Genomic DNA, 25,537 nt, shown 5'->3' with positions numbered 1-25,537 from the left:
AGGCAGCAGAAATCAGGCAGGCATCATACATCAGCCACAATCTGTTCAGAAGCGGTTATCAATGCTGTCCGCTTTTTACTGCCTTTCAAACTGGCTCTGGCCGGCTGGCCATCACCGGACTGCTCAGCAGGATGCCTGACTTTCGCGCGTTATGACTTTTTCCCTCCTTTCCCCAGATTTTGCTCTACCAGCCACTCAATCACCTGACTGCGGTTAAGATTATGGCGGTTAGCGTAAAGCTGAATTTTACGCAATACCGAGAGCCGCAGAGAGAGTGAAACGGATTTTTTTGCCTCTTTATCAAGGATTACTGACGCAGAGAGATTCTGGCCTGCGCCAGCACTGTCATGCAGCGCAAGACTTTCGCGCATCATTTTAACGATTTTAGGCGTCAGCGATCCGGCGCCGGTCATCTGATAGTTGCCGGCGGATTTATTAAACCTGATTTCAGCCTGATAGCTGTTGCGGATTTCACGTAAATCGCGCACAAACGTCGGCTCAGAGCACGCCATCTGCTGCAGTAAGAGCGCCTTTTCGACGGGTTTACCCGTGCTCAGCAAGGCGACCAGCTGATACTGTCTGTACTGTTTTGCGCTCAGAGGCATAGCACACCGTTAAAAGAGTAAAGATAGCGATCACTGACGCTGGGCATAAACCGCGCCGGTATACGCGCTGACAATACCGCAGTGTGCAGACCGCTCCAGCATGGCAGCAGCCCAGTTGCGATGCGTGGCAGGTTCGCACATCGCGCCCTGCGATTTAAATACTGCCTGTTCTGAATTGATAATACGTAGCGCATCTTCATAGTCGCTCTGGTCGGCCATCAGACCGCGCTGAATAATCTCCAGCTGTGCCGGATGGATAGCCGTTTTCCCGACCAGTCCGTGCGCCACATCCAGCGCCAGTTCACGCTCCAGCAGCGCCACATCTTCGATGCGCTCACACACAGGGGCCGTTAGCGCAAACCCGCGTGAGGCAAAGGTAGCAACCAGCATTTTCACCACGTAGCCCAGCGGTCCCTCATAGAGCGTAAGGTGGCGCGAACGCCGCAGTCCGAGAACTGACATCAGGTCATTGCCGCCTATACGCAGCGCCAGGATACGCTCGCGGCACGGATGCTGTTCCAGCAGACTTGCCAGCTGCTGCATCGCGGTGCTGTCGAATACATCGCGCGTTTCCAGCGTCGGCATCAGCAATAACGAGGTCGGCGCCAGCAAACGCCACCAGGATAATACATTAGCCTGATTAAACTTCGGCAAAACAAACCCGTCGATCCCAGACAACTCGCTATCGTGCAGCAATCCGGCAGCCATGATTTCATCGCGCGGCCGGATAAATACCAGTGGCGGGGTGTGCGTGGGAGTTTGCTGCTGAAGCTGGCGCAGCAAAGCATGAAGGTTATCCAGCGCCAGCGTCAGCTCCCGCTCGCTGACGGCATCCTCAAGACAGATCACCAGCGAACGCAGCTGGGGGATCTTTCCATGCAGAATCACGTCAGCCAGGTCGCTGCGGGTAGCCGGCATATAGAGCGTGGCACCCAGCATCCAGGGTGAGAGTGGCGTGCGCATATCACGACACCTTCCTGATAATGGTCACGGCACGATACTGCCCCAGCGTATCGCCCATCTCTTTTACCTGAATATCTTTTTGCGCGGCCAGATGCATCAGCAGGGCGACATCCGGATCGGTTTTGCTGCGAACCAGCACATGATCGGGCACGCGGCGCAGCACCGCGCGCGTGGCTTCGGCAATACCCGGCTTAATACGGTTGCGGTTAAGAATATGATACTGCGCCGCCAGCTGGTTGATCACTGCCTGGCCGATCGCCTGCTGGTTGCGAAGGTGAGTTGCATAAGGCACCGCCGCAGCAATCTGTACGGTATCAAGTGATTGCCGGAACCGATCCACGGTGTCAACCATACGCCGACTGCAGTCGTACGCCAGCAGGTGATCGCACAATACACAGCCATGCAGGCCGGAGGCACTCCAGAGAGAACGCGACACCATGCCTGAAACCGGCGCGCCCATAATGCCAAACGGGATCAGCCAGTCGTCATCAGAGGCGGCGAGCCAGGCGCAGCCCGCCGGATCGGCCAGTACTGCCAGTCGCGGCAGCGCCGGGTAGCCGGGCCGATCGCGCAGGCTCTCAATCAGCTGGCCGGTGATAGCACCCTTACCGGTCCAGCCATCCACAAAAACAATGCCGTCTGTGCCGTGTTTCGCTTCAATCAGGCTCAGCGCAGTTTCATCAATGCCGCGATCGCGGATAATACTGATACCGTAGTGATGCGAGACAACGCCCATATCGCGCAGCGCACGCTGCAGCATTACACCCGGCGGCACGCCGGCGCGCACCAGGCTAACCAGAATCACGGGCTGTCCTTCAGCCTGAGCTATCAGACCTTTAGCCAGCGCCACGACGTCACGGGCCAGTCGTGCACTGCCCATCTCCAGTGCGCGATTAAATATCTCCAGATGCGCCGCAGAGGGGGCCGGCTCCTGGCTCAGCATCTCGGAATAGTGTTTCTGGCCGGACTGGATCAGGCGCTCTTTCTCATCGACCGGCGTCATCTCAAGCTGAACCGGATTAAGCAAAAACTGCACGTCTGAGGGCAGATAGGTGCCATGCAGCTGCTGCAATTCAGGGTTTCTCATGGGAATCGACCTTGTCAAAAATATGGTGACGGATAGCGTCAGTGAACTGGCTGCGGGCTGGCATACCAAACCAGTCACAGTGCTGCATAAAACTGAAGTCGCTGAGGCTATCGCCCAGTCCCATTACCGGGAAGGGGCCGCGTGTGTCGCGCAGCTGCTGCAGCAGCCATGCCACCGCATGCCCTTTCTGAATGCAGTCGGGGATCCAGGCAATATTGTTGCCATTGGCATGAATATAGAAGCTCCGCGTATCGAGCTGCTGCTGCATCTGCGCATTAAACGCATAGAGTTCGGCAATCTGCGTACTGTCGCGATGTTTCATCACAAAGTAGACCGGAACGCCGTCATACTCGTAGTTCATGCGACACCAGGCATTAAGGCCGGCGCGATCCAGCGCATCGCTCAGCTGCTGACGATAGCTAATCAGCTGTGACCGCATCGCTGACAGCTCGCTGACAATACGATCCTGCCAGGCGCGGTTAAGGCTGCCGTCAGGCGACGCGATAACCGCGCCGTGCGTCATGACTTTCCAGGACGTAAAAGGCAGCGCCACGCGCGCCGTCTCTTCCGTACCGCGCGCGGTCACCGGGATCAGTTCTGCACTCTGCAGCAGCCAGGAGACCAGCATCGCCTGCTCCTGTGACATAAAGCTGCGCGGCTGCAGTTCGCGGTCGTATGCGCCCACTTCAACCGGGGTCTGGAGGGTTTCAGTCAGCATTTTTCTTTTCGTCTGGAACAGCGTGTCATCCAGATCGCACAGTACAACAGGCTTATTCATAACTTATCACCTCAACGCAGGGGGCCGTCTGCTGTAATCCTGCCAGCAGAGCCGGACAAACAGCGTTTACAGGCGTTTCAACACAGACAATGACGCGGTCAAACTGCTGATGTGCCACGTTATAGACAAAATTTGGAATGCCCAGACCGTAGTTATCGCTGAAAGCGAGCGTTGAGGTAATCGCCAGACCTTCTGAGATCGGCGATCGCGTCAGCGAGCCAAAGCGTATGCACGCACCCTGCTGCTCCAGGCGCTCTGCCAGCAGAAAGGGGGGCCAGATAAATTCGCCCGAGCCCAGCACCAGAATGCGTTCGCCTGGTTCAGAGTGAATATCATCTGCAAAGCGGCAGTGACTCTCCGCCATGCCCAGCCGTCCCCAGTCCTGGCGGTCAGAGAGCGCCACCGCGCCCTGTGCCGTCACATTTACCGCCGGCATTACCGGCACCGGTGCCTCTGCGCGTGGGGTCCAGTGCCACCGGCCTGCGACCAGTGAAACTGACTCCACCGGCAACGGGCAGTGGTGACGCACGGCATCGTCGCTCCAGTCAGTGAGCGTAACGGTAACCACGCGCGCAACCGCCTGCAGACCCGCTTCGCGCAGCGCCTGCAGCAGATTCAGAAAGGTATTACCGGTGGTGGCTTCATCATCAATCAGTATCAGCGTACGCGCCTGCAGCGCACGACGGCGCAGCACGGCATCTGCCGGAAGATAGATAAGATGATCGGTGGCGTGACTGTGATCCTCTTTAAACTCACACAGCAATTCTCCCTCCACCGGATGTCGGGTACTGGTGAGAAACACCGGTTCAGTTATTTGCTCTCTGGCAGCGCGGAACACGCCAGCGGCAAGGCCCACGGCGGTTTCAGCCATGCCGATAAACAGCACCGGGCCGGCAAGGTCAGACGGGAGTTTTGCTGCCAGCGTTTCATAACTGGCGCGCATGACGGCCGGACTGACCGGAATATGGCGGCCCAGGACCTTGCTGACAAAAAGAAACGCCCGTTTAGGATTACGGCGTGCGGCAACATCAAACAGTGTTTCCAGTGGCGTCTCACTGTCAGTTTCCACTCGCAGCGTGCCGCCAGGTAATTCGCGCTGATAAATCTGTAATGCAGCGGTCATCAGCGGCACTCCTCTGATAAAACGGCAGCCCACGTGACAGGGTCACACTGTGGGAGCGGCTGAACGGCATTCGTCGGGATAACCTGTGCCGGAATAAAGGCGGCACGCTGTGCAATGGCGTCCGTTGCAGAAATCAGCTCCAGCTGGCGCAGCGCAAACAGACCAGGCAGGTTGATACCGCTGAAGGCGGTATAGCCGATTCCGCCAGAAGGACGCAGGTTGGCCTCCAGCAGCACCGGATGGCCTTCTGCGTCGTTGCGGGTCTGCACATTAATCAGACCATCCGCATGCAGTGTTTCCGCGCAGGCAACCGCCAGGCGCCAGGCGGGCGTATCCTGTTCAAACACTTGCACAGAGCCTTCTTTGCGCCTGGCGACGGCCGCAATGACACGGCCATTCTCCACCAGCATATCCACCGAGCGTTCCGGGCCAGCCAGCCAGGGCATCACAATCTGCAGCGGCAGCGACTCACCGGCCTGCTGCGCCCGGCGCAGGCTCTCCAGAAGCACATCAGGATGGATCTGGCGGCTGTCCGGGTGATTAAAAAAGCTCAGGGTGTGCGCGTCGCGCCGCAGCACCCAGAACCCCATACCATAAATGCCATGCACCGGTTTGATGCAGGGGCGATGGCCCTGCGCTTCTATCTGCGAGATTGCAGCCGCCACCTCCTCCGGCGTACGGACTTCAATCGAAGGGACGGCAGGCAGACCGTGCGCACTCATCTCTGCGCTAAAACGGGTTTTATTGTCAGCAAGAGTAAATGTGGCGCGCTCGCGGGCGCCTGTCACCAGCCTGACGCCCAGCGCTTCAATAGCCGTTCGCTGCTGCTCCAGCAACGCTCCGCGCTTGCCGGCGTGGATGGCACGCACCGTATGTTGCTGGCAGATGTACTGAATAAAAGCCAGCAGGGCACTGTCATCCTCGGGTTCCAGATAAGCGATATCAGCTTCCGCCAGGATCTCCGGGCGGGATGAACGGTGAGAGGCAATCAGCAGGAAATCATGCCGGCCCGCACGTCGCGCCTGCGCCACCAGCGCAAGCATATCTTTTTGGGAAGAAACCCCTTCCATAAACCAGATAGCATCCGGCTGACTCATCGTGTTGTATTCCTTATTTTTGCAGCGCAGGGCGTGCTGGCATCATTCGATTTGCGACTGAACATTCAGGCAATCATATTATGATTGGATAAACTAATAAAGAACCTCGCTTGATTTACAGATTAATGACAGCCTGCGCTTGACTGATAAAAATAGTAAATTCTTTATAAAACATTACAATTAACGGAGAAAGCAATCATATGATGATTGTTTTGTTGCGCGGGATAAAACTCATGTTATGATTGCTGAGCTGTTAAATTGCCCGGCATTTTTACTGCAGCAGTAAACCACTCATTAAGGAGAAGTGATGGTATCTTTAAGTAAGAATCAGACAATTTCGCTGGCGAAATCCAGCAGTGCGATTTCTCAAATTCAGTTCGGGCTCGGCTGGGATCCTGCCAAAAAGAAAGGACTCTTTGGCAAACTTCTTGGCGGGGGCGATAGCATTGATCTTGATGCCAGCTGCGTGCTGCTCGACGCTCACGGCGGCGTAGTGGACACCGTCTGGTTCCGCCAGCTTCGTTCAAATGATGGCTCAATTGTGCATAGCGGCGACAACCGCACCGGCGAAGGCGATGGTGATGACGAAGTGATCAAAGCCGATCTTTCACGTCTGCCGGCCAGCATTGAAAGTCTGGTGCTGACGGTAAACAGCTTTACCGGCCAGACGTTTAACGATGTCGCCAATGCCTTTTGTCGTGTCGTCGATCAGCAGGGCAAAGAGCTGGCGAAATTCACGCTGACTGAGCAGGGCTCACACACCGCGGTGGTGATCGCTTCCCTGCGCCGCAGCGGCGGCGAGTGGAACTTTACTGCGCACGGTAATGCTTCGCGTGCCCGCACCATTCAGGACATGATCCCCGACATTCAGGCGGTACTTTACTGATGAACCTGACGCCAGGGGGCAACGCCCCCGTACCCAATCAATCGCTGGTGGTGCGTGTCTCCTCTGGCGTACCGGTCGATATCTCTGCGTTTCGCCTTTACGACAACGGCAAAGTGCGCGGCGATACGGACATGGTTTTTTATGGTCAGCGTGAGAATGATGACAGCACGGTGCGTCTTTCAGCGTCCGGCAACGAAACCATGTTCACCGTTAATCTGGCACAGCTGAAAAGTGATGTGCAGAAAATTGCGTTCACCGCCACCTGTGATGCCGGCAAAACCGTAGCATCACTGACGCGCCTTGCCATTCAGGTAGAAGCTGGCGGGACAGTGCTGGTGCAATGTCATGTTGATACCACCGGGCGCAGTGAAGCCGCACTGATCCTGGGTGAGCTGTATCGCCGTAATGGCGAATGGAAGTTCCGCTTTGTCTCTCAGGGCTTTAACGGTGGTCTGCAGCCGCTGGCTGAACACTTTGGTATTGACGTGGATGAGAGCAGCGCGGCGCCAGCACCCGCACCCGCACCCGCACCCGCACCGCAGCCTGTTGTAAATCTCAGCAAAGTCAGTCTGACAAAAGAGAAGCCCTCCATCAGCCTGACGAAAAAGGATGACTATGGTCAGATCCGCGTCAATCTGAACTGGAATCAGCGCGCAGCCAGCAACAGCGGCGGTGGCTTTCTGAAGGGCATCTTCAACAATAACAAAGGTGTTGACCTGGACCTGGCCGCATTTGTGGAGCTGAAAGATGGTTATCGCACCATCGTACAGGCGCTGGGCAACAAATTTGGCAGCTTCCGCAGTGAACCCTTCGTGGAGCTGAAAGGCGACGACCGTACCGGTGCCGCCAGCGACGGTGAGTGGATCTACATTAACGGCAGCGAGTGGAAGCAGATCAAAGAAGTCCTGATCTTCACCTTTATCTATGAGGGCGTGCCGAGCTGGGAGAACACTGACGGCATAGTAACCCTTCAGGTTCCTGGACAGCCGCCGGTGGAAACAGCACTCACTGAAGGTAATAACCGGCAAAACATGTGCGCGATTGCCCGTCTCATTAATGACAACGGCGCCATCCGCGTGGAACGTATCAACCGCTATTTCAGCGGTCATCAGGAACTCGATCAGGCGTTTGGCTGGGGCTTTAACTGGCGCGCTGGTTCCAAGTAATCAGGAGCAATCATGAGCTTTTTTAACTCTCTTAAAGACAAATTCAATGCCGGCCGCGACGAGCTGACAAAACAGGCAGGTCGCTATAAAAACCGCGCCTTTCTTGAAGGCACTGTGGCCGTCTGCGCCCGCATTGCTGTCGCCAGCGATGGCGTCAGCAGCGAAGAGAAGCAGAAAATGATGGGGTTCCTGCGGGCGTCGCCGGAGCTGAGTATTTTCGACACCAATGAGGTGATCCAGTTTTTTGAAAAGCTGGTGACCTCATTCTCTTTCGATATGGAAGTGGGCAAGGGTGAAACAATGAAATATATCCTCGCCTTAAAAAATAAACCGGAACAGGCGCAGCTTGCGGTCCGGGTGGGTATTGCCGTGGCCAAAAGCGACGGTGACTTTGACGCCACTGAGCAGGCTAACGCCCGCGAAATTATTCAGGCGCTGGGCTTTCAGCCCGCTGAATTTGGCCTGTAACCGTTACTGACTTTTCTGGAGCTAATAGATGGAATCGACCCATATCGGGTTTCCGATTGAAACGGTAGCGGTGTTTTTACTGCTCTCTGTCGGAGCTATTTTTATCGACCTGTTCATGCACCGGCATGACAAACCTATTTCGCTGAAAAGCGCGGCGGGCTGGTCAGTATTCTGGATCCTGATGGCGCTGGCCTTTGCAGGCTTCCTGTATGTCCATCACGGCGCGGAAGTGGCCAGCCTGTTTGTGACCGGCTATGCGCTGGAAAAAGTCCTGTCGGTAGACAACCTGTTTGTCATGATGGCGATCTTCTCCTGGTTTGCCATTCCTAATAACTACCGTCACCGCGTGCTCTACTGGGGAATTATCGGTGCCATCGTATTCCGCGGCGTTTTTGTTGCCATCGGTACCGGCTTGCTGGCGCTCGGTCCGTGGGTGGAAGTGGTATTTGCCATTATTGTAGGCTGGACCGCGGTGATGATGCTGAAAAGCGGCGACGACGATGATGAGATCGAAGATTACTCTCAGCATTTCGCTTACCGCATGGTGAAACGTTTCTATCCGATCTGGCCAAAACTCAAAGGCAGCGCCTTTGTGCTGAGCCAGAAAGAGGTCGATGCTGAACTCGCTAAGCCGGAGAACGCGGATGTGCAGGTAGGTCGCGTAAGCAAAGCGGCCCGCTACGCTACGCCGATGCTGCTCTGTTTAGCTGTGGTTGAACTTTCAGATGTGATGTTTGCGTTCGACTCGGTGCCGGCCGTTATCGCCGTCAGCCGCGAGCCGCTGATTGTGTACAGCGCCATGATGTTCGCTATCCTTGGTCTGCGTACACTCTATTTCGTGCTGGAAGGACTGAAGCAGTATCTGGTGCATCTGGAAAAAGCGGTGATCGTGCTGCTGTTCTTTATCGCCTTCAAGCTGGGCCTGAACGCGACCGAGCACTTCTTCCATCACGGCTACGCTATCGGCGCAACCACCAGCCTCTATGTTGTATTGGGCGTGCTGGCACTGGGGATTATCGCGAGCCTGCTGTTCCCGGGTAAAAAAGAAGAGCAGGCAGAGTAAGTCAGGGCGCGGCCCGGCCGCGCTATTGAATACCGCATACAGCGTATGCACGACGTGAGGAAAATAACATGGCAGTGACTCTCTCTAAAGGCGGCAACGTCTCCCTGGCAAAAGTCGACCCTTCACTGAAAAATGTGAAAATTGGTCTGGGCTGGGATACCCGCTCCACTGACGGTCAGGATTTTGACCTTGACGCCTCCGCTTTTCTGCTCACCGATGCAGGCAAAGTGCGTGGCGATCACGACTTCATTTTTTACAACAATCTGAAATCAGCTGATGGTTCCGTGACCCATACCGGTGACAACCGTACCGGTGAAGGTGACGGGGATGACGAATCGCTGATCGTTGAACTGGACCGCGTACCGCAGGACGTGACCAAAATTGTTTTTGTGGTCACCATTCATGATGCCGCAACCCGCCGCCAGTCGTTTGGCCAGGTAGCTAACGCCTTTATCCGTCTGGTCAACAACGACAGCAACGTAGAAGCTGCACGTTACGATCTGTCTGAAGATGCCAGCACGGAAACCGCAATGCTGTTTGGTGAGCTTTATCGCCACGCAGGCGAGTGGAAGTTCCGCGCGGTGGGTCAGGGCTATGCAGGCGGCCTGGCCTCGGTCTGCGCACAGTATGGTATCAACGCGTCCTGATCCGCAGTCACATACCCATTATCTGCCCGGTCTGACCGGGCATCAGCCAAAAGCAAAGAGGATTTCACCATGGCAGTTAATCTGACAAAAGGCGGTAACGTAAACCTGTCCAAAGAAGCCCCAACCATGACCAAAGCGATTGCTGGTCTGGGCTGGGACTCGCGCGTCACCGATGGTCAGGCGTTTGACCTGGATGCATCAGTCTTTCTGGTCGGCGCGGACGGTAAAGTATTATCCGATCAGCACTTCGTATTCTTCAACAACGCCACCAGCCCGGACGGCTCTGTGGCGCACCAGGGCGACAACCGCACCGGTGAAGGCGAGGGTGACGATGAGCAGGTAAAAATTTCGCTGGCTACCGTGCCCGCTGACGTGCAGAAAGCAGTGTTTGCAGTGACTATTTACGATGCAGAAGCGCGTAAGCAGAACTTCGGTATGGTCTCTAACGCCTACATCCGCATTGTTAACGAAGACAACAACAGCGAAATCGCCCGTTACGATCTGTCAGAAGATGCCAGCACCGAAACGGCTATGGTTTTCGGTGAGCTCTATCGCCATAACGGCGAGTGGAAATTTAAAGCGGTGGGCCAGGGCTTTGCCGGCGGCCTGAAAGCGCTGGCAGCCCAGCACGGCGTATCCGTGTAACGGTCTGCTGCGAAAGAGCCTCTTCCCGGTGAAGGGGCTTTTTTTTGTCTGTTAACCCCCACAGGGAGTGAAATATGGAACTGACTACCGGACAAAATATTCCCCTTGATAACACCTGTCATGAACTCTGCCTGACCTGGAAAACCCGGCCGGGGTTCAGCAGCGACATCGATGCGTCAGCGTTTTTGCTCGGCGCAGATGAAAAGGTGCTCAATGATGCGGCGATGATTTTTTTCAACCAGCCACACAATGAAAACCGCAGTATTGTTATGCACAGCCATGCCGGAGAGGCGCGTTTTCAGATCCAGCTTCACGCGTTATCTGCCGCCGTCATGCGTATCGCTGTCACGCTGGTTATCGATGGCAGCGATACTGTAGATGGTTTGCAGCAGCTTACTCTGCAGTGTGGTGAACATCGCTACGCTATCGCACCGGGCGATCGACGCGAGAAAGCCCTGATTGTCTGTCATCTCTATCGTCACAATGGACAGTGGAAACTGCGCGCGGTCGGGCAGGGATTTGATGGCGGTCTTCATCCGCTGGCGCTGCATTTTGGCGTGGATGTAGCAGACCCTGTGCCCGCAGCAGTACCCGCGGTTAGCCTGGAGAAGAAGCTTGAACAAATGCCGCAACTGGTCAGCCTGGCAAAACCAATCCGCGTCAGTCTGGAAAAGCACCGGCTCTCTGCAGTAAAAGCACAGGTCGCCTTTGTTCTGGATGCGTCAGGTTCCATGACGGCACAATTTAAACGCGGTAATGTGCAGAAGGTGCTGGAGCGGGTAGCGGCACTGGCCGTGCAGTTTGATGATGACGGCAGTATGCCGGTCTGGGCGTTTGGCGAAAAATTTCGTCAGTACGAGGATGTGTCACTGGATAACCTCGAGGGATACATCGACCGCATTCGTAACGATGGCAAGCGGACTATGTGGGAAATCCTGCCGGGTCTGGGCGGCACCAATAATGAGCCGCCGGTACTGGAGGCAATCAACCAGACTTACCGCGACGCCACCCTGCCGGTATTTGTGGTCTTTATTACCGATGGCGGCATCAATAAAACACGCCTTATTAAAGAGAAGCTCAGAGAGTCCGCCACACTGCCAGTTTTTTATAAATTTTTAGGTCTGGGCGGTAATAATTACGGCGTGCTGGAACGCCTGGATACTTTTAACGATCGCCTGATCGACAATACACACTTTTTCCCGGTTGATGATGTCGGACACATCAGCGATGAGCAACTCTACGACTGGCTGCTGGTGGAATTTCGTGACTGGCTGGATGCGGCAAAGCAAAAACGTATTTTGCGATAGGGCACAGCGAGATGTTTTTCTGCCGCTGCGTTTTACGTGCAGAACGCTGCAGCTTTTATGCAAATCAATGTCAATATGGTATCAATTGCGGCCAATTAAGCGCACAATAGGGGTTCGTTGGCAGCGTTCTGAGCTGCTGACTCACACCCGATATCGGGGGACCTGATGAGTTTATATTCTATTGAGGCCATCTGCGGCCTTACCGGCATTCTGCCCGCCACCTTACGTAACTGGAAGCGCGCAGGCCTGATTACCCAGCCAGAACATAACGGTGAATACACCAGCGGACAGCTGACCCGTATTTATAGCGTGCTGGCCCTGACCGCTACCGGCAGTACACTGCCTGAAATTTATGCTTTTATGCACGGTGCCAAAACCCTGCCACAGAACCGCTGGGAATGCAGGCAGGAAGAGATGCATAATCAGTTGCGCGATAGCTCTGATTTAGCGCTGCAGGCGCGCATGCGTCAGATGGGCAGCGACTACAGCGGTGATGATTTTGTTAACGCCTATCTGAAGCCGCTGAACCTGCTGCTACGCAGTGATAACAGCGCGGGCGCTGCTGAACGTCAGACGCGCTTCCATGACGCCGTGGTCTTCCACGCCCGTTGTGTTATACGGGCCTCTCTGCGTCATAAAGCTGTTGCTGTTTTTCTTGAAGCTGTGAGCGTGACTGATGCAACTGAAATCTGGCTGGAAGCGATTCGTCTGACCGGGCAGGGCTGCCGGGTAGAGATTTCTGAAAATGTGACCGGGTTGCCGGCCACCTCAATCTATCGGCACGATCACCACATGATGTGGTGCGGAGCAGGGATTTCGCAGCTGATGCAGTGGAATTACCGTGAAAAGCTGCGTAATGATAAGCCTGTCATGCTGAGCGGTCCTGACCGTGCAGTGCTGGCGGCGGCCTGATTATCCTGAGTTTTACAGTCCGGCTGTCTGCCGGGCTGTCCCTGTCAGGCGCCGCGCAATTACCTTGCCGGCACCCTGCCTTTTAGCGCGTCTCAACTCCTTTCTTCACTCACAAAATCTGGCATCTTCTGCACACTTTCGCAAAATAATGACCTGAACCTCCCTAACTGTTTCCGTTTATGCATAATAATATGCTATAGCTAAACCGATTTAGCTGACAATCAGGAGAAGGAATAATGGCCAAGCGGGTATGGTGTCTGGGCGATGCAGTCGTGGATTTGCTGCCGGAATGTGATAACAGATTGATTCAGTGTCCCGGAGGCGCGCCCGCGAATGTGGCAGTGGGCATCGCCAGACTTCAGGGCAACAGCGGCTTCATCGGCAAAGTAGGTGGCGATCCCTTTGGTACCTTCCTGATTGATACCCTGAATGCCGAGCGGGTAGATACAGCATTTATGCAGCCGGACGACGCGCAGCGCACGTCGGTCGTGGTTGTGGCGCTGGACGCTGACGGCGAGCGAACGTTTACGTTTATGGTTCGCCCCTCTGCCGATCTGTTTATTGAAACCCATGAACTGCCCGTATTCCAGGCAGGCGAATGGCTGCACTGCTGCTCGATTGCATTGCTCAGAGATCCCTCCAGAAACACTACGCTGACAGCGATGCGGCAACTGCGCGAAGCAGGCGGCTTTGTGAGTTTTGACCCCAATATCCGGCACGATTTATGGGCAGATGACACGGCGCTGCGCGACGCGCTTTCCGGTGCGCTGGCGCTGGCTGACGTAGTGAAACTTTCAGAAGAAGAGCTGACCTTTATCTGTAATACTGATGACATCGCGGCAGGTATGCAGCAGCTGGCTGAACAGTATGCAATTAAGCTTGTTCTGGTGACTCAGGGCAGGCAGGGGGTACAGGCATGGTCGCGGGGCATGCTGCAACACTATCCGGCGCGCCCTGTGGTCAGTGTGGATACTACTGGTGCCGGGGACGCTTTTGTGGCCGGGCTGCTGTGGCATTTAGCCGGACAGGGCTTGCCGCAGGATGACGCGCAGCTTAAAGAGTGCCTGGAGCGTGCGCAGATCTGCGGCGGACTGGCGACCACGGCAAAAGGCGCAATGACCGCGCTGCCTTATCTTGATCAGCTGCAGCAGCAGCTTGCCTGATTGAAGGGGTTTGAGGTCATTGCACCGTACCGGGAGCAGAAATTGAAGATTACAGTGAGTAAAGGGTTACAGGGCTGATGTCAGGGAAACCGGGAGCAGCGTTGAATGCTTTGTTCACTGACTTTCTTCCTTATAGAAATCACTGTACAATAATAAGTACAATGATGGGAGGTTCATATGAAAGCAATAAGCTACAGTGAAGCAAGACAGAATCTGTCTGCAACAATGCTGCAAACGGTTGAGGACAGAGCCCCGGTGCTTATTACCCGTCAGAACGGTGAATCATGCGTATTGATGTCACTTGAGGAGTACAACTCACTTGAAGAAACTGCATACCTGCTTCGGTCTCCGAAAAATGCGCGCAGACTTATGGACTCCATTGAAAGCCTTAAAAGCGGTAACGGTATGGAGAGGGACGTCATTGAGTGAAACTGACATGGTCTGCTGAAGCATGGGAAGATTATCTTTACTGGCAGGATACGGATAAAAAAACGGTAAAAAAAATAAATGAGCTCATTAAGGATGCCAGCAGGACGCCATTTGAGGGGAAGGGAAAGCCCGAACCTCTAAAGCATCATCTTGCGGGGTTCTGGTCCCGGAGGATCACAGCTGAACATCGGCTTGTCTACGCCGTTAGCGATGATGCTCTGCTGATAGCATCCTGCCGCTATCACTACTAAACCTGCCTGTTCGTTACATCGAAACTTCCCTCCGTAAACGACACTATTCCGTGACCGGGCTGCTCTCGTTGCTGAGAGTCAGCCAGCGCACCTTTATTTATCCCACCTTAAAGCTGAAACGATTTAGGTGAATGCCGGATTTTCAGCTCAACTTTGCTCTCTGAACTGCCAAAAACGCCGTCTGAACATTATAAAACGTGATCTAAGCCAAATTTATCAAGATTGCTGACGGCATAACTGACCGAAGTGAAGCACCTCACGGTTTCTTTTTCCTCATGTTTGTACGCTTAGCTGACATTAGCTAAATCAATTCAGCAAAGGATGCATCATCATGAAATTAGCACTATTGGCCGGTATGGTTATGGCGGGAATCAGCGTTCAGGCAGCAGCACAGACATGGGTGCTGACGGATGCTGAAGCCGGTACAGATAAGGGAAACTGGCACATCGACAGTAAAGCGCTGAAGCTGGGCGGCCAGCCGTTCAGCATTGAGCAGAAAGTGCTGCATGGCGGCAAGCAGGAGGGCTCTAAAGTCATCACGATTACCAGCCCCGATGGCCTGACCATTGCGCTCAGCCCGACCCGCGGTATGGATCTGCTGCACGTCAGGGGACATGGCGTGCGTCTGGGCTGGGATTCACCTGTGGATGAAGTGGTTAACCCGGCTTACATCAATCTGGAGAGCCGCAACGGCCTCGGCTGGCTTGATGGCTTCAATGAAATGATGGTGCGCTGCGGTTATGAGTGGACCGGGCATCCGGTCACCAAAGATGGCCGCATTTATACGCTGCACGGTAAAGCGGGCAATACACCCGCTTCGCAGGTTGAAGTGACAGTCGATGACAAGGCCCCGCATGAAATCCGTATTCGCGGCCTGCTGAAAGAGCACACGTTTAAGAAATCGAACCTTGCCACCTGGACCGAGCTGCGTTACGTGCCGGGTGCAGACGCATTCACCCTGCATGATGTGTTAACCAACCACGGTGATTATCCGCAGGATTACCAGATTATTTATCACAGCAACTTCGGCACGCCGATTCTGGAGAAAGATGCGCGCTTTATCGCCCCGCTGAAATCTGTCTCTCCCTTCAACGATTATGCGCAGAAAGGGCTGAAACGCTGGAACGTTTACGATGCGCCTGCCAGAGATTTTGACGAGATGGTATTTAACCTGGTGCCGAAAGCAGACAGCAACGGGAAAACGCTGGCGGCTGTGGTTAACAGCAAAGGCGACAAAGGTGCATCGATCGAGTTTGACACCCGCCAGCTGCCAATGCTGACCATGTGGAAGAACACTGACACACTGAAACAGGGCTACGTTACCGGTATTGAACCCGGTACCAGCTATGCCTATCCGGTCACTATTGAAAAAGAGCAGGGCAGAGTAAAGCAGCTGCAGCCGGGTCAGAGCACAACATTTGAGCTGACTTACACGCTGCTGAAAGATGCTGACGCCGTCAGCAAGACGGAACAGCGTATACGGCAGATTCAGGGTGATGACAAAGTCACTGTTGATCAGCAGCCGATTGCCACGGAATAATCGTCGGGAGCAGAGTCTGACTCTGCTCCTTTTGCGCTTCGCTACTGTTGCTTTTTTTCCTCACGCGCTACCTGTCCGGCTCTTCCCCCCCTATTGACCAACGCTATTTTGCGAGATAGTTCACATCACTTAAAACGGTTTAGCAAAATCAGTTGCGTGCTGTAACAAAGCTCGTCAGGATTCGCTTACTAAACCGGTTTAGCAAAAAATAACATCTGATAATAGCTACCTCTCAGGGACGCCACACAATGAAAAAAAGCCTCCTCGCTCTCACCCTCAGTGCGTTATTAAGTCCAGGCGCGACATGGGCCGCTACCGATATGAGCGCCATTGAAGCCCGGCTTGCGGCAATGGAAAAACGTCTTGCAGCGGCCGAACAGCGCGCTGACGTTGCAGAAAATCGTGCAGAAGCGGCAGAAAAACAGGCACAAAAGCTGGCCGCCGCACAGCAGCAAAACCAGACGGCGATTGATCAGGTTGAGCAGCGTACCGCAAAAGCCGCGCCCGCGGCGAAGAACAGCGGGGATGAAGGATTTGAATTTCACGGCTACGCCCGCTCAGGCCTGCTGATGAACAGTTCAGCGGCCAAAACGCAGGGTGGACCGGCCGTCACGCCGGCCGGCGAGACCGGTGGCCATGTAGGCCGGCTGGGTAATGAGCCAGACACCTATGTTGAGCTGAATCTGGAGCATAAACAGACGCTGGCGAACGGCGCGACCACCCGTTTTAAAGCGATGCTGGCAGACGGGCAGCGTACTTATAATGACTGGACAGCTGCCAGCAGCGATCTCAATCTGCGTCAGGCCTTTGTTGAGCTGGGGCAGTTGCCTACCTTCTCCGGTGCATTCAAAGATTCTACCGTCTGGGCCGGTAAGCGCTTCGATCGCGACAACTTTGATATTCACTGGATTGATTCCGACGTGGTATTCCTCGCGGGTACCGGTGCCGGGATCTACGACATAAAGTGGGGCGAGACAGCGCGCAGTAACCTGTCACTCTACGGACGTACCTTTGGTGATATCGAAAACAACGAGAACACCGCGCAGAACTATATCCTTTCGCTGAATAACTTCGCCGGCCCGCTGCAGCTGATGCTCAGCGGCATGCGCGCTAAAGATAACGATCAGCGCACCGATATCGAAGGTAATCGCGTCAAAAGCAACGCGGCTAACACCGGTGTGCATGTGTTAGCGGGGCTACATAACGACAGTTTCTACGGCCTGCGTGGAGGCTCGGCTAAAACGGCGCTGCTTTACGGTCATGGTCTGGGTGCAGAAGTGAAAACGCTGGGATCAGACGGTGCGCTGCTGCCGGAAGCCGATACCTGGCGCCTCGCAAGCTACGGCATTACGCCGCTGGGCGGCGGCTGGCATATTGCGCCGGCACTGCTGGCTCAAAGCAGTAAAGATCGCTACGTCAAAGGAGACAGCTATGAATGGGCGACCGCTAACCTGCGTCTGATTCAGGAATTCACGCAGAACTTTGAGATGCAGTATGAAGGCTCATATCAGTACATGGATCTGCGTCCTGAAGGCTACAACAACCGCAATGCGGTCAGCGGCAACTTCTATAAGCTCACCGTGGCGCCGACGCTGAAAGCCAGCGACGTGGGCGATTTCCTGAAACGTCCTGAAATTCGTCTGTTTGCCAGCTGGATGGACTGGGATCACCGTCTCGATAATTACGCGGGCGATGATGCATTCGGCAGCAGCGGCTTTAAAGCCGGCGGCGAGTGGAACTTTGGCGTACAGATGGAAACCTGGTTCTGATAAGCCGGCCCCTGCGGGGGCCGCCTTCTGATTAATGGCACAACAACGAAAAACAGAGGTTACGATGGATGTTGTACAGATCTCCCGCGCGCTGCTGCCGCTGCTGGGTGGCCGGGAAAATATTGCCAGCGCGGCGCACTGCGCCACCCGTCTGCGTCTGGTACTGGTGGATGATGCCAAAGCAGATACCGCAGCGATCGGTAAACTCGATGGCGTAAAAGGGTGCTTCCGCAATGCCGGACAGCTGCAGGTTATTTTTGGTACCGGCGTGGTGAATAAGGTATATGCCGCTTTTATCCGCGAAGCTGGCATCAGCGAAACCAGTAAGTCAGAAGCGGCGGATATTGCCGCACGCAAACTCAATCCTTTTCAGCGTATTGCCCGTCTGCTGTCGAATATTTTTGTTCCGATCATCCCGGCCATCGTCGCCTCTGGTCTGCTGATGGGGTTACTCGGCATGGTGAAAACCTACGGCTGGGTCAATCCGGAAAATGCGCTCTATATCATGCTGGATATGTGCAGCTCGGCGGCATTTGTCATTCTGCCCATCCTGATCGGGTTCACTGCCGCACGTGAGTTTGGCGGCAATCCGTTTCTCGGAGCGACGCTGGGCGGGATCCTGACACACCCGGCACTGACCAACGCCTGGGGCGTGGCAGCCGGCTTCCACACCATGAACTTCTTTGGTATTGAAGTCGCGATGATTGGCTATCAGGGCACGGTGTTCCCGGTGCTGCTGGCAGTATGGTTCATGAGCGTGCTGGAAAAACAGCTGCGCCGCGTGATCCCGGACGCGCTGGATCTGATTCTGACGCCATTCCTGACGGTAATTATCTCCGGTTTTGTGGCCCTGCTGATTATCGGTCCGGCCGGACGTGCGCTGGGTGACGGGATCTCCTTTGTCCTGAGCACGCTGATTGCCCACGCCGGCTGGCTGGCGGGGTTACTGTTTGGCGGTCTCTACTCTGTCATTGTGATCACCGGTGTACACCACAGCTTTCATGCTATTGAAGCGGGACTGCTGGGCAATCCCGCCATTGGCGTGAATTTCCTGCTGCCGATCTGGGCGATGGCCAACGTTGCGCAGGGCGGGGCGTGCCTGGCCGTATGGTTAAAATCCAAAGATATTAAGATCAAAGCTATTGCGCTGCCCTCCGGCTTCTCGGCGCTGCTGGGTATCACCGAAGCAGCCATTTTTGGTATCAACCTGCGCTTTATGAAACCTTTTGTCGCCGGGCTGATTGGTGGCGCACTCGGGGGGGCATGGGTTGTCTCGGTGCATGTGTATATGACGGCAGTAGGCCTGACCGGTCTTCCGGGGATGGCGATTGTGCAGGCCAGCTCGCTGCTCAATTATGCTATCGGTATGGTGATCGCTTTCAGCGCCGCCTTTGTCATTTCGTACCTGCTTAAATACAAAACGGATGCAGACTAATGGTCTCCTCAACCTTATTGCCCGCTATCCTGCAGGCGGTGATGCGCGGTCAGCCGCGCGCGCTCAGCGATGCACACTATCCAGGCTGGCATCTGGCTCCGGTAACGGGTCTGCTGAACGATCCCAACGGCTTTATTCACATTAACGGGCGTTACCATCTCTTCTATCAGTGGAACGCGCTGAGCTGCCGGCACCAGCATAAGTGCTGGGGCCACTGGAGTTCAGCCGATCTGCTGCAGTGGCAGCATGAACCCATCGCGCTGATGCCGGACGAAGAATATGATCGCAGCGGCTGCTACTCCGGTAGCGCCGTGGACAACAATGGCGCACTTACGCTGGTCTATACCGGGAATGTGAAATTTGACGACGGCGGCCGTACCGCCTGGCAGTGTCTGGCGGTGCAGAATGAGGCGGGCGGTTTCGATAAGCTGGGGCCCGTTATTGCGCTGCCCGACGGGTATACCGGACACGTCCGCGATCCGAAAGTGTGGCGGCACGGTGAGCGCTGGTACATGGTTCTGGGCGCGCAGGATACGCAGCTGCAGGGCAAGGTTCTGCTGCTGTGCTCTGACGATCTGCATACGTGGCACAACCGCGGCGAGATTGCCGGCAGCGGCCTCAACGGACTGGGCGCGGCAGGATACATGTGGGAATGCCCCGATCTCTTCACGCTGGGCGACAGTACGTTTCTTATCTGCTGTCCGCAGGGGATTGCGCCTGAGGAACAGCGCTTTCTTAACGCACATCCCAGCGCATGGCTGGCCGGCGATCTGGACTATGATACTGCCCGCTTTACCCACGGCGGCTTTCATGAACTGGATGCCGGCTTTGAGTTCTACGCGCCGCAGACCACGCTGACCGCCGATGGCCGTCGTCTGCTGGTGGGATGGATGGGTGTGCCCGACGGTGAAGAGAGATATCAGCCGACTATCGCTCGCGGCTGGATCCATCAGATGACCTGCATCCGCGAGCTGGGCACGCGCGACGGTAAACTCTACCAGCGTCCGGTAGCTGAATTGCAGGCGCTGCGCGGCGAAGAGCACGCTTTTCAGGGGCGGGCTGCCGACGTGCCTGCTATCCCCGCCCGGCGGCTGGAGCTGGTGCTGACCGGTACGGGCGGTGTCACGCTGAACTTTGCTGATACGCTGCTGCTGGAGTGGCATGACGCCGGACTGCGTCTTGCGCGCCGCAGCCTGGAAAGCGGGGAGTGGCACTATCGCTACTGGTGCGGAGCGGTAACGCAGCTGCAGATTTTATGCGACCACTCCAGCGTAGAGATTTTTATCAACGAAGGCGAGGGCGTAATGAGCAGCCGCTATTTTCCGGCAGCAGCAGCACAGCTCAGGCTGATCGGGGACACAGAAGTTACTGCGCGCTACTGGCCGCTGCGACGCTGCGTGGTAGAATAAGTCATTGTTTCCCTAAATGATGCCCTGACGTGAGAAAAACCAAACGCGTAACCATCACTGATATTGCTGCCCTGGCTGGCGTCTCTAAAGCGACCGCCAGCCTGGTGCTGAATGGCCGGGGCAAAGAGCTGCGCGTCGCCAAAGAGACGCGCGAGCGCGTGCTGACCCTGGCCCGTGAGCATCATTATCAGGCCAGTATTCATGCGCGCCTGCTGCGCGATAACCGCAGCCATACGCTGGGTCTGGTGGTGCCGGAGATCACCAACCACGGGTTTGCCGTGTTCTCTGATGCGCTGGAAAACCTCTGCCGCGAAGCGGGACTGCAGCTGTTGATCTCCTGTACCGATGAAAATGCCGGGCAGGAACGGGTTGTCGTGGATAACCTGGTTGCCCGTCAGGTAGACGGGCTGATTGTTGCCTCCAGCATGTCCGGCGACAGCGACTATGTAAAACTCAGTGAGCAGCTACCGGTTGTGCTGTTTGACCGCTATATGAATGATACGCAGCTGCCGCTGGTCATCACGGATGCGGTGACACCCACCGCTGATTTAGTGGCGCAGCTGGCGAGCGCCCATCCGGAAGAGATCTATTTCCTTGGCGGGCAGGCGCGTCTCTCCCCGACACGCGACCGGCTGGCAGGCTTTCTGCAGGGGCTGGAGCAGGCGGGCGTCACGCCACGACCGGAATGGATTATTCATGGTAATTATCATCCGAGCAGTGGTTATGAGATGTTTGCTGCGCTTTGCGCCCGGCTTGGCCGCCCGCCACAGGCGATCTTCACTGCCGCCTGCGGATTGATGGAAGGGGTGCTGCGGTATATGAGCCAGCATAATCTGCTCAACAGTAACATCCGCATCGCCAGCTTTGATGACCACTATCTCTATGATTCGCTGTCGGTAGCGATTGATACCGTTGAGCAGGATGTGCCGCGTCTGGCGCAGGAGTGCTTTGCGCTGGTCAGCGCACTGATTGCGGGTGAAGAGCCCGCCTGTAACCGCAGAGTGCTGCCAGCCACGCTCAGACTGCGTCACGCTTAGCGGCCCCATGTGGTCAGAGCAGAGGCGCCTGCCTCAACTGCAACCAGCCTGCGTTCTATTGCGTTCCGGCTGAGCTTTATGACCAGATCCTTAATGCCCTGGACGATCAGGATCTGGTCAGGTTAGTGAATGAGCGCAGTCGTCAGCGGTTAGTTAATGTCAATCCGGACACGTTTTTGTGACGTATACGGTCACATTCAGGGAAACGGCATTCAAGGAGTGGCAAAAGCGGAATACGTCTCTTCAGCAGCAGTTTGCGAAAAACTGAAGAAGTATTGCGGGGATCCCCCTATCGGTTTTGCCAGACTGCGCGGGGTAAAGGACTACTATAAAATCTGACTGCGGCCGTCAGGTTTGGTTTCGGATGGTGAAAAACAGCCTATCCTGACACCTCGCTTACAGTATCGTTATTTCCACTACAAAAGTGGACGCTGCTATCAGCAGCCGGGGTTGAACTGATTACGAAAATCAACAAATCAATCGCAGCCATATTGGTACTGTGCAGGCTGGCATGGAAGGTGTCGTCTGCGAACCTGGCGGCAGGTACAGCACTATGTGCTGATGAGCGTATTGAGATAAATGAATAGCTTGATCGGGTACGGATCTCTCAGCCCGCCACTCTGGATATCTGCCAGCAGGATAAACAGGCAGTGAACAGGTACGCATGACAACGCAGAGTGCTGAGCGACTGACCACTGTAGATGGAAGATGATCGTTAGTGAAGCTTCAGAGCTTTATGTACTGACTGCCGGAAACGCTGATAAAGCAGCAACAGCAGGCAAATCAGTAAGGCAAACGCTCTCTTCAGCGGATCGTAAAAAAGCGACGCTACTGTCTATAGTGGATGTCTGGTGCAGGTAAACGTTAATGCAGATATAAAGCAATGTTGCTCAGGCCCAGGCGTTACGGCGGCCTGAATCCCGATGAAATGCAGCTGATTGCTGAAAGCGCATAATGCAACGGTGGAGCAGTGATGCTAAGCATTACGGCTCAGCGATACAGTCAGAAAGATGCGTAAAACAGTCAGTGCCGGATTTGTGCCAGATCCTCTTCCGTCAGGCCGGTCATTGTCATGACCGTACTGCGGTCGAAACCGTTCTGCAGCATGGTACGCGCAATGTCGAGTTTGACTTCGTTTCGGCCTTTTTCAATACCGCGCTGTTCACCAAGCTGGATACCCTTTTCGATACCCTTTTCGATACCTTTTTCGATTCCCTTTTGCTCAAGCTGCTGTGCAATGGTCATAAGTCCGTCTCCGTGTTGCGGCACACGCAGTGCCAGTTCGCGTACAAAGGCCTCAGCGTCTGATGTTTCGCCTGCCTGTATAATATAGTGTATCAATGATATCACCTGTGATGAAGAGAGATATCCGGCCAGCAAAATGGGGGCAAGCCTGTCAACCAGCTCCGCCAGATCGCGTTGATGAATATGCTTCTGCAGCAGAGTCAGGGCAACCATACTACGATGGTCTGCGATTTCATCATCCGGAATAACCGTAACATCGACCAGAGGAAAAGAGTTGCAGTAGAGATTTTCCGCTAATGCCGGGTCATCGAACTCATCAAGCCATCGCGTTGAGTATGGATAGGGGCTGCGCCGGCCGGTATAGAACAGCACCGGTATCACCAGTGGCAGTTGTTTATGGCCCGCCTCAAGGTGCCGCTGCATGGCGGCAACAGCATAGCGCATCAGCCTGAACGCCATATGCCTGTCAGGCGTGGACTGATGTTCAACCAGAACATGTATATATCCATCGCCTGCAGTGGTTTTCAGGCTGTAAAGCACGTCGTTGAAATATTGCCGCAGATCCTCTTCAACAAATGAACCGGACTCCAGTTTCAGCGTGCTGAGGTCGCAGATAGCACGAAGCTTTGCAGGCAGATGAAGCTCCATGAAATCGCGGGCAACATCCGGGTGAGTCAGAAACTGCCGGAACGTGGCATCGTGAGGAGTGGGTGTGCGATTTTTCTTCTTCATCATTTCCATCCCTGAAAATGACCGCTGTATATTACCACAGGCAGACAACTACCTTTATTGACAGGGGGCGGCTCTTCAACGTCAGCAGGTAACTATTTAACACTCGCTATCATTTAACATAAATTAAGTTAAGCGAACTTCACATGTAGGGGCAAAGTTGTAATGTCCGTATCTGGCAAAGTTCAAGTGTCCTACTTATACTAATTCCGTGGTGTGGCGAACTTTAATCAACCACGGGGAAATGTAATGAGGACTCTGCTGCATGACAGCTCAGAAATCAGGATATTTCACGTTGCAAGAAGCCAATCGCCTCAAAATCATTCAGGACGTCATTGATGGTCGCATGAAGACAAGCCGAGCCGCTGAGCATCTTGGCATTTCACCTCGTCAATGCAGGCGTCTGATAGCTCGTTATCGTGACGAAGGCCCACTTGGTGTGACCAATAGACGTACCGGTCAACCAAGTAATAATCAGCTGCCTGCTGGTATGGCTGAGTACGCGCTTTCTATCATACAAAAACATTACTCAGATTTTGGTCCAACGCTCGCATGTGAAAAGCTAAATGAAGTTCATGGAGTTTATCTGTCGAAGGAAACGGTGAGAAAGCTGATGATACAATCAAGCCTTTGGATCCCTAGGCGACAGAGAGCACCAAAAATTCAACAACCTCGTTATCGTCGCCCCTGCATCGGAGAGCTAATTCAAATCGATGGGTGTGAACACGACTGGTTTGAAGCCCGAGGGCCTAAATGTACAGCATTAGTTTACGTTGATGATGCGACCAGCCGACTGATGCAGCTTCGCTTTGTAAAATCGGAATCAACATTCACTTACTTTGAGGCTACGCGAGGTTATATTGAAAAACATGGGAAGCCTCTCTCTTTGTATAGTGATAAAGCCAGCGTTTTCAGGATCAATAACAAAAATGCTACTGGCGGTGATGGTTTTACACAATTTGGACGAGCCATGCATGAGTTAAATATTCGTACTATATGTGCTGAAACAAGCTCAGCTAAAGGGCGCGTTGAACGTGCGCACCTCACTCTTCAGGACCGACTAGTAAAGGAATTTAGGCTTAAAGGCATTTCTTCAATGAGTGAAGCCAACTCTTAGGGGTCGGTTCCGGCTGAGGGCGAAATGACACCCTAAGCGTTAGCTCTGTGTCGTTGCACGATGTCAGCGACGGTATTCTTGCTGATACCGAGCTCGCGTGCGATCCAGCGATAGCTGCGTCCCTCGGCCCTCATCGCAACCACCTTAGGCAAAAGTCGGTCTGATTTTGGTCGCACTCCGGCCTGACGACCAAGCCTCTTACCACGTGCCTTCGCAACAGCAAGGCCTGACTTGACCCGCTCGCTGATGAGATCCCGCTCAAACTCCGCAATGCCGGAAAGAAACGTCGCCAGCATTCGTCCATACGGCGACGAAAGATCGAACGCCATTCCATTCATGGCTATCACGGAAACCTTCCAGTTCTCCAGTTCACGTAGCGTATTGAGCAGATCGAGCGTCGAGCGCCCCCACCGGGAAAGCTCAGTGACCAGGATTGCATCAATTTGTCTGGACTGGGCAAGCGCCAGGACTTTCTTTCGCTCGGCCCGGTCGAGTTTAGTTCCTGAACCTGTTTCCTTAAATATTCCCACCACGTCGTAGCCGGCACGGCCGGCGAAGGCTCGCAGATCAAATTCCTGGCGTTCACAAGACTGATCCGCTGTTGAAACCCGGCAGTAAATGGCGGCACGATGTCCCAATTGAACCCTCCTGGATTTTTGTATCGGA

Annotated in this window: 24 protein-coding genes and 3 pseudogenes; 19 read left to right on the top strand and 8 right to left on the bottom strand. The window is 54.7% G+C overall.

Annotated elements, in window-relative coordinates:
- Nucleotides 1–149 precede the first annotated feature (149 nt).
- From P3C52_RS07590 to P3C52_RS07565, 6 genes are read right to left on the bottom strand one after another with little or no spacing between them, the layout of a single operon-like run.
- Entirely contained in the window at nucleotides 150–605 is a 456-nt protein-coding gene (locus P3C52_RS07590; RefSeq protein ID WP_040113362.1) for a hypothetical protein, read from the bottom strand.
- A gap of 30 nt (nucleotides 606–635) precedes the next feature.
- The gene (locus P3C52_RS07585; protein ID WP_040113363.1) at nucleotides 636–1,568 is read right to left on the bottom strand and encodes an HpcH/HpaI aldolase/citrate lyase family protein; all 933 of its coding nucleotides are present in this window, start codon (nucleotides 1,566–1,568) and stop codon (nucleotides 636–638) included.
- A gap of 1 nt (nucleotide 1,569) precedes the next feature.
- Entirely contained in the window at nucleotides 1,570–2,655 is a 1,086-nt protein-coding gene (locus P3C52_RS07580) for a cysteine protease StiP family protein (RefSeq protein WP_040113364.1), read from the bottom strand.
- Nucleotides 2,642–3,433, bottom strand: coding sequence for a hypothetical protein (locus P3C52_RS07575; RefSeq protein ID WP_040113365.1), 792 nt, complete (start codon nucleotides 3,431–3,433; stop codon nucleotides 2,642–2,644). The genes P3C52_RS07580 and P3C52_RS07575 overlap by 14 nt, the downstream gene beginning before the upstream one ends.
- Nucleotides 3,426–4,556, bottom strand: coding sequence for a phosphoribosyltransferase domain-containing protein (locus tag P3C52_RS07570; protein ID WP_192415530.1), 1,131 nt, complete (start codon nucleotides 4,554–4,556; stop codon nucleotides 3,426–3,428). Before P3C52_RS07570 ends, P3C52_RS07575 begins: the two co-directional genes overlap by 8 nt.
- Nucleotides 4,556–5,653, bottom strand: coding sequence for an ATP-grasp domain-containing protein (locus tag P3C52_RS07565; RefSeq protein ID WP_071882942.1), 1,098 nt, complete (start codon nucleotides 5,651–5,653; stop codon nucleotides 4,556–4,558). The genes P3C52_RS07570 and P3C52_RS07565 overlap by 1 nt, the downstream gene beginning before the upstream one ends.
- Before the next feature lie 307 nt (nucleotides 5,654–5,960).
- Here P3C52_RS07565 and P3C52_RS07560 point away from each other — a divergent pair, with 307 nt between their 5' ends.
- From P3C52_RS07560 to P3C52_RS07475, 18 genes and pseudogenes are all read left to right on the top strand, one after another.
- A complete protein-coding gene (locus tag P3C52_RS07560) occupies nucleotides 5,961–6,539 on the top strand; it encodes a TerD family protein (RefSeq protein WP_094111573.1) in 579 nt (192 codons plus the stop codon).
- Nucleotides 6,539–7,705, top strand: coding sequence for a TerD family protein (locus tag P3C52_RS07555; RefSeq protein WP_040113368.1), 1,167 nt, complete (start codon nucleotides 6,539–6,541; stop codon nucleotides 7,703–7,705). Before P3C52_RS07560 ends, P3C52_RS07555 begins: the two co-directional genes overlap by 1 nt.
- Nucleotides 7,706–7,717: 12 nt before the next feature.
- Nucleotides 7,718–8,173, top strand: a complete 456-nt coding sequence (locus P3C52_RS07550; protein ID WP_040113369.1) for a tellurite resistance TerB family protein — start codon at nucleotides 7,718–7,720, stop codon at nucleotides 8,171–8,173.
- A gap of 28 nt (nucleotides 8,174–8,201) precedes the next feature.
- Nucleotides 8,202–9,236: a TerC/Alx family metal homeostasis membrane protein gene (locus P3C52_RS07545; RefSeq protein WP_040113370.1), complete on the top strand. Its 1,035-nt coding sequence runs from the start codon at nucleotides 8,202–8,204 to the stop codon at nucleotides 9,234–9,236.
- A gap of 68 nt (nucleotides 9,237–9,304) precedes the next feature.
- Nucleotides 9,305–9,883 (top strand): TerD family protein, encoded by a 579-nt coding sequence (locus P3C52_RS07540; RefSeq protein ID WP_040113371.1) that lies wholly within the window; start codon nucleotides 9,305–9,307, stop codon nucleotides 9,881–9,883.
- A gap of 69 nt (nucleotides 9,884–9,952) precedes the next feature.
- Nucleotides 9,953–10,528 carry a TerD family protein gene (locus P3C52_RS07535; RefSeq protein ID WP_040113372.1) on the top strand — a complete coding sequence of 192 codons (576 nt, stop codon included), beginning with the start codon at nucleotides 9,953–9,955 and terminating at the stop codon, nucleotides 10,526–10,528.
- A 74-nt stretch (nucleotides 10,529–10,602) separates the two neighbouring features.
- A complete protein-coding gene (locus tag P3C52_RS07530; protein ID WP_040113373.1) occupies nucleotides 10,603–11,835 on the top strand; it encodes a VWA domain-containing protein in 1,233 nt (410 codons plus the stop codon).
- 165 nt (nucleotides 11,836–12,000) lie between these two features.
- Complete coding sequence (locus P3C52_RS07525) at nucleotides 12,001–12,747, top strand: MerR family transcriptional regulator (RefSeq protein WP_040113374.1); 747 nt, start codon at nucleotides 12,001–12,003, stop codon at nucleotides 12,745–12,747.
- Nucleotides 12,748–12,983: 236 nt separating this feature from the next.
- On the top strand, nucleotides 12,984–13,910 hold the full coding sequence (locus tag P3C52_RS07520) for an aminoimidazole riboside kinase (protein ID WP_040113375.1): 927 nt from the start codon (nucleotides 12,984–12,986) through the stop codon (nucleotides 13,908–13,910).
- A gap of 177 nt (nucleotides 13,911–14,087) precedes the next feature.
- Nucleotides 14,088–14,339 carry a YoeB-YefM toxin-antitoxin system antitoxin YefM gene (yefM, locus tag P3C52_RS07515; RefSeq protein WP_040113376.1) on the top strand — a complete coding sequence of 84 codons (252 nt, stop codon included), beginning with the start codon at nucleotides 14,088–14,090 and terminating at the stop codon, nucleotides 14,337–14,339.
- Entirely contained in the window at nucleotides 14,336–14,590 is a 255-nt protein-coding gene (locus tag P3C52_RS07510; RefSeq protein WP_040113377.1) for a Txe/YoeB family addiction module toxin, read from the top strand. The genes yefM and P3C52_RS07510 overlap by 4 nt, the downstream gene beginning before the upstream one ends.
- Nucleotides 14,591–14,921: 331 nt before the next feature.
- Nucleotides 14,922–16,130: an aldose 1-epimerase family protein gene (locus P3C52_RS07505; RefSeq protein WP_192415528.1), complete on the top strand. Its 1,209-nt coding sequence runs from the start codon at nucleotides 14,922–14,924 to the stop codon at nucleotides 16,128–16,130.
- Nucleotides 16,131–16,378: 248 nt separating this feature from the next.
- Nucleotides 16,379–17,899, top strand: a complete 1,521-nt coding sequence (locus P3C52_RS07500; RefSeq protein ID WP_275554476.1) for a carbohydrate porin — start codon at nucleotides 16,379–16,381, stop codon at nucleotides 17,897–17,899.
- 64 nt (nucleotides 17,900–17,963) lie between these two features.
- Nucleotides 17,964–19,334, top strand: coding sequence for a sucrose-specific PTS transporter subunit IIBC (locus P3C52_RS07495; RefSeq protein ID WP_040113380.1), 1,371 nt, complete (start codon nucleotides 17,964–17,966; stop codon nucleotides 19,332–19,334).
- Entirely contained in the window at nucleotides 19,334–20,743 is a 1,410-nt protein-coding gene (locus P3C52_RS07490; RefSeq protein ID WP_040113381.1) for a sucrose-6-phosphate hydrolase, read from the top strand. The genes P3C52_RS07495 and P3C52_RS07490 overlap by 1 nt, the downstream gene beginning before the upstream one ends.
- Before the next feature lie 29 nt (nucleotides 20,744–20,772).
- Entirely contained in the window at nucleotides 20,773–21,780 is a 1,008-nt protein-coding gene (locus P3C52_RS07485; RefSeq protein ID WP_040113382.1) for a substrate-binding domain-containing protein, read from the top strand.
- A gap of 26 nt (nucleotides 21,781–21,806) precedes the next feature.
- A pseudogene (locus P3C52_RS07480) lies at nucleotides 21,807–21,962 on the top strand (antitoxin); the annotation flags it as partial.
- Nucleotides 21,959–22,116: pseudogene (locus tag P3C52_RS07475) on the top strand (type II toxin-antitoxin system mRNA interferase toxin, RelE/StbE family); the annotation flags it as partial. The pseudogenes P3C52_RS07480 and P3C52_RS07475, both read left to right, overlap by 4 nt.
- Before the next feature lie 687 nt (nucleotides 22,117–22,803).
- On the opposite strand, the gene P3C52_RS07470 reads toward P3C52_RS07475, so the two are convergent.
- Nucleotides 22,804–23,757 carry an Rpn family recombination-promoting nuclease/putative transposase gene (locus P3C52_RS07470; RefSeq protein WP_040113433.1) on the bottom strand — a complete coding sequence of 318 codons (954 nt, stop codon included), beginning with the start codon at nucleotides 23,755–23,757 and terminating at the stop codon, nucleotides 22,804–22,806.
- A 262-nt stretch (nucleotides 23,758–24,019) separates the two neighbouring features.
- Here P3C52_RS07470 and P3C52_RS07465 point away from each other — a divergent pair.
- A pseudogene (locus P3C52_RS07465) lies at nucleotides 24,020–24,853 on the top strand (ISNCY family transposase); the annotation flags it as partial.
- Between the two features lie 50 nt (nucleotides 24,854–24,903).
- On the opposite strand, the gene P3C52_RS07460 reads toward P3C52_RS07465, so the two are convergent.
- The gene (locus P3C52_RS07460; protein WP_000509966.1) at nucleotides 24,904–25,509 is read right to left on the bottom strand and encodes a recombinase family protein; all 606 of its coding nucleotides are present in this window, start codon (nucleotides 25,507–25,509) and stop codon (nucleotides 24,904–24,906) included.
- Between the last annotated feature and the right edge of the window lie 28 nt (nucleotides 25,510–25,537).

It is taken from the genome of Mixta sp. Marseille-Q2659 (genome assembly GCF_940807255.1).
Lineage (GTDB): Bacteria > Pseudomonadota > Gammaproteobacteria > Enterobacterales > Enterobacteriaceae > Mixta.
The sequence above is the reverse complement of the archived record's forward strand: the minus strand, read 5'-3'. Positions and strand labels throughout refer to the sequence as shown.